Below are 12,262 nucleotides of genomic sequence, written 5' to 3' on the forward strand. Positions count from 1 at the left end.
GCCGGCCGAAGGCGTCTGTCGCGACGACGCGGAGCAGATCACCGAGCTCTTCGCCGGCCTCGTCTCCGGCGGTGCTGCACTCGGCTGGGTCGAACCGCCGGGCAGCGCTGCGATCACCGACCTCCTCGACGGGCTTGCCGCTGATGTCGCCGTCGACGATGCGTGCGTGTCGATTGCACGGTCCGAGAGCGGCAGGGTCGGCGGCATCGCCTACTGGACCAGGTACTCACGACCGACGTATCGGCCCCATGTCGATATCGAGAAGGTTGCCGTGGATCCTCGAGCTGAGCACGCAGGAGTCGGCCGAGGACTGATGAACGCACTCATCGCCTCGGCGCGGGACATTGGGGTCGAGGTCATGACACTCGATCTGCGCGACGACAACGTGCGGGCCATCGCTCTCTACCGCTCATTGGGCTTCGAGCGATACGGACTGCTCAAGGACTTCGTCGCCGTTGGGGACCAGCGCTACGACAAGCACCTCTTCGCGCTCGACCTGCGCCGCTGAGTCCTGGACCTGCGCTGCTGAGTCCCGGACCTGCGCTGCTCGGCCGCTGAGCCTCGGAGATGAGCCGCTGAGTCCCGGACCTGCGCTGCTGGGTCGCTGAGTCCCGGCGGATGCAGAAATCCCCCGAACGATCGTTCGGGGGATTTCTGCGTCTGACTGCTGGGGCCTGACAGTGAGTACCGGATGTGGGACTCGAACCCACACGTCTTTCGACAATGCATTTTGAGTGCACCGCGTCTACCGATTCCGCCAATCCGGCTCGGTCGCAGATCGAAGCTGCGACCGGAGCAAGTTTACGTCAGCGTTCCAGCGAATGCACAATCGACACTGGCGGGTTCCGGTACACGCGTGGCTACCATCACAGAAGAAACCTCGACACCGAGGTCAGTCAATGGCGGGGCCTGGTTTAGACTGGTGCCGTGCTTTCAAACAGCGAACAACCAACTTCAGATGAGTCCGTGCCGGTTCGTCGCGTCGTAGTGGCAGAAGACGAGGCCGTGATTCGTCTCGACATCGTCGAAATGCTGCGCGAGGTCGGATACGACGTCGTCGGCGAGGCCGCAGACGGCGAATCCGCGATCCGCTTGGCAGAGGAGCTGCGCCCCGATCTCGTCGTGATGGACATCAAGATGCCCATCCTCGACGGAATCTCCGCGGCCGAGAGAATTGCGAAGGCGCGTATCGCCCCGGTGGTCCTGCTCACCGCGTTCTCGCAGAAGGAGCTCGTCGAACGAGCTCGCGACGCCGGAGCCATGGCCTACGTGGTCAAGCCCTTCACCTCGGCCGATCTCCTCCCAGCGCTCGAAATCGCTCTTTCGCGTCATGCAGAGATCAACTCGCTCGAGAGTGAGATCTCGGACCTGACCGAACGCTTCGAGACCCGCAAACTGGTCGAGCGCGCCAAGAGCCTGCTCCAGACCTCGATGGGTCTGAGCGAGCCGGAGGCATTCCGCTGGATCCAGAAGACGTCGATGGACCGTCGTCTCACGATGCGCGAAGTCGCCGAGACCGTACTCAAGCAGATCGGTTCGAAGTAGCAGAACCGGCACCGCTCCGATAGCGGCACCACCCGCGCAACCGCAACCGTCAGAGGCAGCGTAACTGCCAGGGGCAGCGCAACCGTCAGAGGCCGACGAATCCGTATGGATTCGTCGGCCTCTTCGTGTCCCCTCGCGTGGTGCGGACTGCTATTTGGGTTCGGTCTTGAGGATCATGTTCGTGATGCGCACGATCGACAGGAGGCGCCCGGCCTCGTCGGTCATCTTCACCTCATGCGAAGCGATCGAGCGGCCCTGATGGAGCACCTCGGCGCGAGCGGTGACTATTCCCTCCTTCGCAGCGCGCAGGTGAGTGGCGTTGAGATCGACGCCGACGACGTTCTTCCCTCCTGAGATCAGGAACGAGTGCATCGACGCCAGGGACTCGGCCAGCACGACATGCGCACCACCGTGGAAGAGGCCCATCGGCTGCGTGTTGCCTTCGACCGGCACTGACGCCGCTGCATGGTCGTGGGCGAGCTCGACGAATTCGATTCCCATCCGCTCAGCCAGAGGACCGCCCGCGCCGGCGGAGTTGAGCTGTGCGAGCAGCTCCCGCAGTTCGTCATCGGTAGTGTCGGCGGTCAGTGATGTGCCCGGTCTGAACATCGTTCTCCTTCATGTCAGTTTTGAACGATAGGCTATGTCATGTGAGTCAAGTAAACGAATCGCTCCTGCTCATCGACGGACACTCTCTGGCATACCGGGCGTTCCACGCCCTGCCCGTGGAGAATTTCGCGACCAGCACCGGCCAGCCGACGAACGCCATCTACGGCTTCATCTCGATGCTCATCAACGTCCTCCGCGACGAAGCGCCCACCCATGTGGCCGTGGCCTTCGACCTGGGGCGCCAGACCTTCCGCCTCGAGGAGTACCCCGAGTACAAGGCCGGTCGCGCCAAGACGCCGCCGGAGTTCCACCCGCAGATCGACCTCATCAAGGACATCGTCACAGCGATGGGCATCACCGTGGTGACCAAGGAGGGATTCGAAGCCGACGACGCCCTGGCGACCATGGCCCGAATGGGCACCGAGGCGGGTGCCGCAGTCGAGGTCATGAGCGGGGACAAGGACTCGTTCCAACTCTCGAACAAGACTGTGACGATCCTCTACCCGAAGCGCGGGGTCAGCGACCTCAACCGGATGACCCCCGAGGCAATCGAAGAGAAGTACGCGGTCACCCCTGCGAACTACCGCGGACTCGCAGCTCTGGTGGGGGAGAAGGCCGATAACCTTCCCGGCGTGCCCGGAGTCGGTGACAAGACCGCCGCGAAATGGCTGACGGCCTACGGCGACCTGCCCGGCGTGCTCGAAAACGCCGAGTCCATCAAGGGGAAGGTCGGTGAGAAGCTGCGCGACCACATTCCTGATGTCGAACGCAATTTCAGGCTCAACCGCCTCCTCGACGATGTCGACCTCGGAGTGACCTACGACGACCTCAAATGGGGCGAGGGTGACCCGACTGAACTGTCGAGCCTGTTCGACCAGCTCGAATTCCAGGCATTGGGCAAGCGCCTGAGCGCGATCTTCGGCGACGAGGCGGCCCCTGCTGAGAGCACCGGACCTGCCCGTGAGGTGACCGTCGAGACCCTCGACGTGCCCGGCCTGCTCGAGAAGATCGCAGATTCCGATGTGCTCGCCCTCGACTCCGATGCCCGCTTCGAGCTCGGTCACGGTGATGTCCGGGTCCTCGCGGTCTCTGACACTCCCGGCCAGGCATGGGTGGTCGACCTCGCCGAGGCGGCCGAAACCGATGTCGCAGAACTGTCCCGGACTCTCGGGAAGAAGTCCCTCATCCTGCACAGCGCGAAGACGCAGATCAAGGCGTGGAAGTCCCTGGGGCTCGACGTCACCGATGTGGCCGGAGATACTGCCCTGGCGGCGTACCTCCTGGTGCCCGATCAGCGAGCCTACGAACTCTCACAGATCGCTTCCGAGCGCACGGGCATCGACCTGGCCGAGGCCGAGGGCGACAGCGGTCAGCTGGCGCTCGACCTTGAATCCGACCAGACCGCGCAGACTCACGGTCGCCGTGCTGCCGCGCTGCTCGAGGTTCATGAGGCCCTTGCCGCGAAGATCGACGAAGCCAACATGAACCAGGTCTATCGTGATATCGAACTGCCGCTCGTGACAGTGCTCGCGCAGATGGAGCTCGCCGGCATCGCCGTGGACGAGGACGGACTCTCAACCCTCATCGACGACTTCACGAAGCAGGCGACTGCCAGCGCCGACCTCGCCTATGAGGCGATCGGACACGAGGTCAACCTCGGTTCACCGAAGCAGCTGCAGACCGTGCTCTTCGACGAGCTCGACATGCCGAAGACGAAGCGCACGAAGACCGGATACACCACCGACGCCGAGGCGCTGGCTGAGCTGTTCGTCAAGACCGAACACCCCTTCCTGCAGCACCTGCTGGCCTACCGGGATTCCACGAAGCTCAAGCAGACAGTGGTCGGCCTGCTCAAGACCGTGGCCGAGGACGGCCGCATCCACACGACCTATCAGCAGACGGTCGCGGCCACGGGTCGGCTGTCCTCGCTCGACCCGAACCTGCAGAACATCCCGGTTCGCACCGAATCGGGGCGCCGCATCCGCGAAATCTTCATCGCCGACCCGCACATCGACGGCGGCCGGCTGCTGACAGCCGACTACTCACAGATCGAAATGCGCATCATGGCGCACCTATCCGGCGATGCCGCTCTGATCCAGGCATTCAAGGACGGAGAGGACCTGCACTCCTACGTGGGTTCGAAGGTCTTCGGCGTCGGCATCGACGAAGTCGACTCGGCGATGCGCTCGAAGGTCAAGGCCATGTCCTACGGACTCGTCTACGGTCTGTCCGCTTACGGTCTCTCACGTCAGCTGGCCATCGGTGTCGACGAGGCCAAGAACCTCATGGAGCAGTACTTCGAACGCTTCGGCGCGGTCAAAGACTACCTCGACGAGATCGTCGAACAGGCTCGGTCGAAGGGCTTCACCGAAACCATCATGGGACGCCGGCGCTACCTGCCCGCCCTGCACAGTGATCGCCGACAGCTGCGGGACATGGCCGAACGCGCGGCACTCAACGCTCCCATCCAGGGATCGGCGGCAGACATCATGAAGATCGCGATGCTCAAGGTCAACGACCGCATCCAAGGCAAGCGGTCAACCATGCTGCTGCAGGTCCACGATGAGATCATCGTCGATGTCCACCCCGATGAGACCGAGGAGATCACGGCGATCGTCACCGAGGAGATGGGCTCGGCCTTCGAACTCGACGTGCCGCTCGACGTCAACGTCGGCACCGGAATCTCCTGGCACGCCGCCGCCCACTGAGCGAAGCTGGTCGTCAGCGATCAGGCGCGAGCACGATCAGGTCGTCGGTGGGGGTCAGTCCTTGTTGAGCGTGGTGGAGAAGATCACGGTGCCCGGCATCAGGGCCCCGCGCAGCGGTGACCATCCGCCCCATGCTGTCTGATTGGATTCGGGCCATTCGGGCTCGGTCACCGAGTCGATCGTGAAGCCAGCGGTCACAAGCAGGCTCACCCAGTCGCCCATCGTCCTGTGGTGCTCCGCGTAGACGGGCTGACCCTCCGAGGAGATCTCCACATAGGGGGTGCGGTCGAAGTACGAGTACTCGACCGTCAGACCTGATTCGCCGGGCACATCGGGGAACATCCAACGCATCGGATGCGTCGTGGAGAACGCCCACCGACCGCCGGGACGGACGACGCGGGCGACCTCGGACAGGACCACCTCGGCGTCCTTGACGAAGGGCAGCGCTCCATATGAGGAGAAGGCGATGTCGAAGCTGTTCGACGCGAAAGGCAGCTGACGGGCATCGGCGTGGAGGAATGTCGGGGGAGTCGCATCCGAGCTGAGCGGATGCTCCCGTTGGAGACGGGAGGCCTGTTCGAGCATTCCGGCTGAGACGTCGACGCCGGTTGCGATCGCGCCTTCTTCGGCCAGCCAGCGGGAGCACTGACCAGCACCGCAGCCGACTTCGAGGATCTGCTTGCGATGTACATCGCCGAGCAGATGCACATCGGATTCGTGGATTCCCTCGGGGCACCACATGAATTCGGAGGCGCCGAGGAAGCTGCCGTGTTCGGCCAGATAGTCCTCAGCGGAATTGTCCCAGTACCCTCTGTTTGCGCGCACCGATGCCTCTTCATCGATGGGCAGATAGCCACCGCTGATGACCTCGGGTCGTTCACTTCCGTCGCTCATCATTCCTCCGTGGCCAGGGCCGTGATTCTTTTCAGACTTCGGCGTGCATTCACGCCATGGATGATGCTAGTATTGACAACCGTATGCGCGTATGCATGCATGTCCAAAATCGTAATCGAGACCGGATGCGACTCTGACGGCTGTTTCACAGCATCGCCCCAGAGTATCGGATCTGGACCATAATTCCATCGGAGTCCCAACCTATATGACCACCACCACGCCGGAATCGGTGCAGCCGAAGCAGGTCGCTGTCAATGACATCGGAACCGCTGAGGATTTCCTCGCCGCCGTCGATGAAACGATCAAGTACTTCAACGATGGCGACATCGTCGAAGGCACCGTCGTCAAGGTCGACCGTGACGAAGTCCTCGTCGACATCGGATACAAGACGGAAGGCGTCGTCCTTTCGCGAGAACTCTCCATCAAGCACGATGTCGATCCCGGCGAAGTCGTCGAGGTCGGTGACGAAATCGAAGCTCTCGTTCTTCAGAAGGAAGACAAAGAGGGCCGACTCATGCTGTCCAAGAAGCGCGCGCAGTACGAGCGTGCCTGGGGCGACATCGAGAAGATCAAGGAAGAGGACGGCGTCGTCACCGGCACCGTCATCGAGGTCGTCAAGGGCGGCCTGATCGTGGACATCGGTCTGCGCGGCTTCCTGCCCGCTTCACTCGTCGAGATGCGCCGTGTCCGCGATCTGGCTCCTTACATCGGCCAGCAGGTCGAAGCCAAGATCATCGAACTGGACAAGAACCGCAACAACGTCGTTCTGTCCCGTCGTGCCTGGCTCGAGCAGACCCAGTCCGCGGTTCGCCATGACTTCCTGCAGACGCTGCAGAAGGGTCAGGTCCGTCCGGGCGTCGTCTCCTCGATCGTCAACTTCGGTGCCTTCGTCGACCTCGGTGGTGTCGACGGACTCGTGCACGTTTCCGAACTGTCCTGGAAGCACATCGATCACCCGGGCGAGGTCGTCACCGTTGGTGACGAGGTCACCGTTGAGGTGCTCGACGTCGATATGGATCGCGAACGTGTCTCCCTCTCGCTCAAGGCGACGCAGGAAGACCCATGGCAGCACTTCGCTCGCACCCATGTCATCGGTCAGATCGTTCCCGGCAAGGTCACCAAGCTGGTTCCGTTCGGTGCGTTCGTGCGCGTCGAAGACGGCATCGAAGGCCTCGTCCACATCTCCGAGCTCGCAGTTCGCCACGTGGACCTGCCTGAACAGGTCGTCTCTGTCGACGAGACCATCTACGTCAAGGTCATCGACATCGACCTCGAACGTCGTCGCATCTCGCTCTCGCTGAAGCAGGCGAACGAAGGCGTCGATCCCGAGGCTGAATTGTTCCTCGACCCGGCTCTGTACGGCATGCCGCAGGAGTATGACGAGGACGGCAACTACAAGTACCCAGAAGGCTTCGATCCCGAGACCAACGAGTGGATGGAAGGCTTCGACTCACAGCGCGAGGTTTGGGAACAGCAGTACGCTGCTGCTCAGACTCGCTGGGAAGAGCACAAGAAGCAGGTCGCCAAGGCCATCGCTGCGGACGCCGAAGCAGGCTCCGCCGAGGCCGGCTCCGCTTCGGAAGCCGCTCCGGCAACCGGATCGTTCTCCTCTGAAGAGGCAGCCGACGAAGGTACGCTGGCCAGCGACGAAGCTCTCGCAGCATTGCGTGAGAAGCTTGCAGGCAGCTGATAACAGCACTCACAAGGGCTCCCGGTCATCTGATCGGGGGCCCTTTGTGTATGCATCCACGCGCCGACGCGAGCGCTGGCATCGACTCCGTCCTTGGCTCTGGTACACCCTGGTGCTCACACTCGTCAGCATCTGCGTGTTCGGCCAAGTTGCTGCCGACCCTGGAGGGCAGGTCGTCGCCGGCAACGACGACTCGTCGCTGTTCATCTGGTGGCTAGGCCACGGCGCGGACATCCTTGCCTCTCATTTGGGATTCGGCAACGCGGGCAGTCACGGGAGCGGTGCCGACGGGTTCCTCTACACCGAGGCGATGAATGCCCTCGGCGGGGGAGTCAACGGAGCCTGGAACACATCGTTGGCCGGCCTGTCGATCATCCTCGCCCCCTTGACGTGGCTGGCCGGACCGATCATCAGCTACAACGTCCTCATCGTTGCTAGTCCCGTGGTTACCAGCCTGGCCGCGGCGTTCCTGTTCACACGCTTCCTCAAGCGCTTCCCTGCCTTCATCGCTGCCGGAGGCGTCGGCTTCTCGAGCTATGTGATCGCACAGCTCTCGGGCCATCCGAACCTGGGGTTCGCGATCACCCCGCCCTTGGTCGCGGCGTTCGTTCTCATGCTGCTGCGCGGCACTCGTCGATCTGGTACCCCGTCGTCCGATGCGACCGGACACCGCACGACGGCGGCAGACGACACGAGGCAAGCAGACGATGTTCCGATCCCTCGTCGACGGATTTTCGCTGACGACTTCTGGCTCCTCACCGTCGGGCTCGGGCTTGTCCTCGGTATGCAGTTCTACATCTCCACCGAAGTCCTCGCCGGCACCTTCCTTGCGGCCCTGTGCCTCCTGCTCGCCTTCGCAGTCTTCGGGCGCAGAGTCTGCACCCGCTACGGGTGGCTGCGTCTCGGGATCGGAGGCGTCATGGCTTCCGCCATCGCTCTGCTCTGCGCGCTTCCGCTGCTGTTGACGATGGCTGGCCCCAACGCACCGACAGGTGCCATCCGACCCCACGGAGTGTGGAACACAGACCTGCTCGACCCGATTGTGCCCGCAGCTCCCACGCTGCTGGGCTCCGGTGCCTCTCCGCTTCCGCGCGTGATGGACATCGACGCCGCCGAACTCGGTGCCTATGTCGGAGTGCCAGCGCTCATCGCCGCTGTCATCATCGTCATCGGCCTGCTCCGGAACTCCCGGTATTCGACGGCCCTGGGCATCGCCTCGGCGACGGGGATCCTGGTCTTCATCCTTGCACTCGGCTCGCCTGTCCTGCTCAACGGGACGACCCTCCTCGAGACCGGCCCCTTCGCCCTTGTCGAGGCGATCCCCGTGCTCAACAACATCCTGCCGATGCGCTTGGTCCTGCACTCCACGATCGCCCTCTACGCCGTGCTCGGCTGCGGTCTCCAATGGGCTCTGGACAATGTCCGCACGCGATCAGGGAAGGGCCTCCTCGCCTTACTCCTTGTCAGTGCGGTCTGCGTCATTCCGAGCGTCCAGACCTCCCGTGCGGTCTACGTGCCCGACTTCTATCGCGAATCGATTGCCGAGGTGATCCCCGCGGGATCCGTCGTCAAGACCCTGCCCCGCCCGTTGGCCTGGGCGGAACCCCACGCCGACGAGGCTATGGTGTGGCAGTCCGTGAGCGGCTTCCGCTACCGGGAGACCGGCGGCTACTTCATCGGCTCGAGTCCGGACTCCCCGGTGATCTACTCGGCACCCGAGGATGCGCTGGACGAACTCCTGCACGACTCGGTCTTCGCCGGCGAGCCGATGCCCGATGCCGGAGGCGACGAGGTGAAGTCCGCCGTCGACGAGCTACGTGCCCAAGGTGTGGACTTCATCGTCCTCGCCCCCGATGCCCCGCTGCTGCCCGGCGGCCCGGGAGAGTACGAGGACTTCCTTAACCGCAGCCTCGGCGAACCGATCTTCTCCGACGAAGGCGTGCTGGTCTACTCGCTCGATCGCTGAACGCGCACGCTGACTGCGGTGCGGGCGAACCGGCTGACTCCAGTGCGGGCAAACCGGCTGACTGCGGTGCCGGCGACGGTTAGGCTGGAGCCATGCTGAGAATAGGTCTGACCGGTGGAATCGGTGCAGGGAAATCAACCGTATCCGCGATCCTCGCCGAGCACGGCGCTGTCATCATCGACGCCGACAAGATCGCTCGAGAGGTCGTGGCCCCCGGCGAACCGCTGCTCGAAGAGCTCGCACGTACCTTCGGCGACCAAGTCATCGCGGCTGACGGGGGACTCGACCGTCCCCGACTCGCTGCCGCGGCATTCGCCGACGAGGAGGGCACGGCTGCGCTCAACGGGCTCATGCATCCCGCGATCCGCACCCGCACGGCCGAGCACTTCGAAGAGAATTCCGACGCCGAGGTGGTCGTCCACGACGTGCCCCTCCTGGTGGAGAATGCGATGACCCCCGCCTACCACCTCAATCTCCTTGTCGACGTTCCGGCGGACCTCCGCCTCCAGCGTCTGATGGATGCGCGCGGCATGGACCGTGCCGACGCCCAGGCCAGGATCGCCCGTCAGGCCGGCGACGACGAGCGCCGCGCGGTCTGCGACGTCATCATCGACAATGCCGGGGCTGTCGAAGACACGCAGGCAGCCGTCTCACACCTCGTCAGCGATCGCCTCCTGCCATTCGCAGAGAACCTGAGGCTGCAGCGTCGCGCCGAGCGCGGGGGCATCGAACTCTGCGACCCTGCCGAAGCCGATTGGTCAGGCGAGGCGGCCCGAATCATCGCGAAGCTGCGCCATGGCACGGATGACAGGTACGACGTCGAGCACATCGGATCGACGGCGATCCCGGGGCTGGTCGCCAAGGACGTCATCGATCTGCAGATGCTCGTCCCCGACCAAGCGGCGGCCGACACCCTGGCTCCTCGACTCGCCGACCTCGGGTATCCGGGGGCGGCCGGTGTCGACCACCTCGGCGAAGGGGAGCACACGGCCAAGCGGTTCCATGCGAACACAGACCCCGGCCGGGCCGTGAACCTGCATGTGCGGACCGCGGGATCGGCCTCGGCGCGCTTCGCCACTGAATTCGTTTCGCTGCTCAGCCGTGATCGTGGCGAGAGGGACCGCTACGCCGAACTCAAGCGTGAACTGGCCGAGAAGTATGCCGGTGAGGCACGCACCGAGGGCTATGCGGATGCAAAGGAACCGTACTTCCTGATGATGCGCAGGGCGCTCGTGCCCGAGAGCTTCGCTTGAGGTGCAGGTAATCCGGGTCGGATGACACGGCCGATCCGGGTTCGTCGACATGGGCGAGCCGAGGCGGAGCACACTGTGCCATGCGCGTCACCGTTGTCCGCCGAACTCGGCGAGAGGGTATCAAAAGAGCAATTGCTCTTGTGGGAAAAGGTTGAATCGGACGGGTCTGTTACCAACTTGCAATCTTCATAAGTGAGAGAAGTCACACCAGCGCACGTATATTGCTTCTGTATGACTGAGCGAGGCCAGCGAAGATGCTGCGACCTCCGAGAAGAAAGCACACGTGAATCCTATGAAAAGAACGACCGGTCTTTCCGTAGCGGCGGTCTCCATCGCCGCGCTTCTGGCCATGAGTGGATGTGCCAACCAGGGATCATCCGGAGGAGGAGGCAGCGAGGCTTCCTCGAATCGAGTCGAGCTTCCCGTGCAGAAGAAGCTGGAGGTCTCACCGGACGTGGTGAAGGCTGCCGGCGACGGCAAGGCGAAGTGCGACGCGAAGACCACGATCGCCTACGTCGGTGCGATGACCGGACCGAATGCACAGCTGGGAATCAATATCTACAACGGTTCGCAGACCGCCATCGACGAGCACAACAAGGCCAACCCGGACTGCCAGGTGACCTTCAAGAAGATCGACACCGAGGGTGACCCTGCCAAGGCGACCGGCCCTGTCGCTCAGGCGACGAAGGAGAAGGACATCATCGGCGTCGTCGGTCTCCCGTTCTCCGGTGAGTCGAAAGCCACCGGCGGCATCTTCGAAGACAACGATCTCGTTCACATCTCCCCGGCTGCGACGAACCCCGATCTCTCCGCCAACGGCTGGAAGACCTTCTTCCGCGGGCTGGGCAACGACAATGTCCAGGGCCCAGCACTCGTGAAGCTGGTCGACAAGCTCAAAGCTGAGAAGACCTGCCTGATCGAGGACGACTCAGACTACGGCATGGGTCTGGCTAAGGTCGTCCGCGAGAAGATGGGCGACAAGCTCGTCTGCGAGGACGCTGTGACCACGGGGCAGAAGGACTTCGCTCCGACGATCCAGAAGATCATGGATTCGAAGGCTGACTCTGTCATCTACTCCGGCTACTTCGCCGAGGGTGCTCCGCTGGACAACCAGCTTGTCAACAAGGGCTTCGAAGGCTACTTCATCGGGCCCGACGGCGTGAAGGACACCGCGTTCGTCAAGCAGGCCGGTGACGCAGCGAAGAACACCTACTACACATGCACGTGTGTACCGGGCGATCTGATCCCAGAATTCGCAGACGCGTTCAAGAAGGTCTCGGGCGGTGATGCACCCGGAACCTACTCGGTCGAAGGCTACGACACCATGACGATCTTCCTGTCCGGCATCGACTCGGGAATCACCGATCGCAAGAAGATGCTCGATTACGTCAAGAACTACGACGGCGTCGGCTACGGCAAGACCTACAAGTGGGACGACACAGGCGAGCTCGAGGACAAGGCCGTCTACGGCTACAAGACCGAAGGCGATGGAATCGTCTCCGTCGGTCTCATCGAATAGTCTCCACAGCCAGCGCACGATCTCAATGCCCTCCAGGGACACCGGAGGGCATTGAGCCGTGCAGTCAAGAATCGAGAA

At 63.1% G+C, this 12,262-nt stretch carries 9 protein-coding genes and 1 tRNA gene; 7 read left to right on the forward strand and 3 right to left on the reverse strand.

Annotated elements, in window-relative coordinates; translation table 11 throughout:
- On the forward strand, window positions 1–508 hold a 508-nt coding region (locus tag MPN20_RS03055), incomplete at its 5' end, for a GNAT family N-acetyltransferase (protein ID WP_242779369.1).
- A 177-nt stretch (window positions 509–685) separates the two neighbouring features.
- Here MPN20_RS03055 and MPN20_RS03060 read toward each other — a convergent pair.
- Window positions 686–767: transfer RNA gene (locus MPN20_RS03060), tRNA-Leu, on the reverse strand.
- 199 nt (window positions 768–966) lie between these two features.
- Between MPN20_RS03060 and MPN20_RS03065 the strand changes: the two genes are divergently transcribed.
- Complete coding sequence (locus MPN20_RS03065) at window positions 967–1,545, forward strand: response regulator (protein WP_242779372.1); 579 nt, start codon at window positions 967–969, stop codon at window positions 1,543–1,545.
- A 150-nt stretch (window positions 1,546–1,695) separates the two neighbouring features.
- Here MPN20_RS03065 and MPN20_RS03070 read toward each other — a convergent pair whose 3' ends face one another.
- Window positions 1,696–2,154, reverse strand: coding sequence for a PaaI family thioesterase (locus MPN20_RS03070; RefSeq protein WP_242779375.1), 459 nt, complete (start codon window positions 2,152–2,154; stop codon window positions 1,696–1,698).
- 41 nt (window positions 2,155–2,195) lie between these two features.
- Between MPN20_RS03070 and polA the strand changes: the two genes are divergently transcribed.
- On the forward strand, window positions 2,196–4,862 hold the full coding sequence (gene polA, locus MPN20_RS03075; protein WP_242779378.1) for a DNA polymerase I: 2,667 nt from the start codon (window positions 2,196–2,198) through the stop codon (window positions 4,860–4,862).
- A gap of 54 nt (window positions 4,863–4,916) precedes the next feature.
- Here the strand turns inward: polA and MPN20_RS03080 are convergent, their stop codons facing one another.
- Complete coding sequence (locus MPN20_RS03080) at window positions 4,917–5,756, reverse strand: class I SAM-dependent methyltransferase (RefSeq protein WP_242779381.1); 840 nt, start codon at window positions 5,754–5,756, stop codon at window positions 4,917–4,919.
- A 205-nt stretch (window positions 5,757–5,961) separates the two neighbouring features.
- On the opposite strand from MPN20_RS03080, the gene rpsA reads away from it, so the two are divergent.
- The 4 genes from rpsA (at window position 5,962) to MPN20_RS03100 (ending at window position 12,184) form a co-directional block, all read left to right on the forward strand.
- Window positions 5,962–7,446: a 30S ribosomal protein S1 gene (gene rpsA, locus MPN20_RS03085; RefSeq protein ID WP_242779383.1), complete on the forward strand. Its 1,485-nt coding sequence runs from the start codon at window positions 5,962–5,964 to the stop codon at window positions 7,444–7,446.
- A gap of 112 nt (window positions 7,447–7,558) precedes the next feature.
- A complete protein-coding gene (locus MPN20_RS03090) occupies window positions 7,559–9,412 on the forward strand; it encodes a hypothetical protein (RefSeq protein WP_242779386.1) in 1,854 nt (617 codons plus the stop codon).
- A gap of 92 nt (window positions 9,413–9,504) precedes the next feature.
- A complete protein-coding gene (coaE, locus tag MPN20_RS03095; RefSeq protein ID WP_242779389.1) occupies window positions 9,505–10,665 on the forward strand; it encodes a dephospho-CoA kinase in 1,161 nt (386 codons plus the stop codon).
- A 292-nt stretch (window positions 10,666–10,957) separates the two neighbouring features.
- Complete coding sequence (locus MPN20_RS03100) at window positions 10,958–12,184, forward strand: branched-chain amino acid ABC transporter substrate-binding protein (protein WP_242779392.1); 1,227 nt, start codon at window positions 10,958–10,960, stop codon at window positions 12,182–12,184.
- Window positions 12,185–12,262: the final 78 nt, after the last annotated feature.

The organism is Brevibacterium sp. ZH18 (assembly GCF_022748595.1).
GTDB lineage: Bacteria > Actinomycetota > Actinomycetes > Actinomycetales > Brevibacteriaceae > Brevibacterium.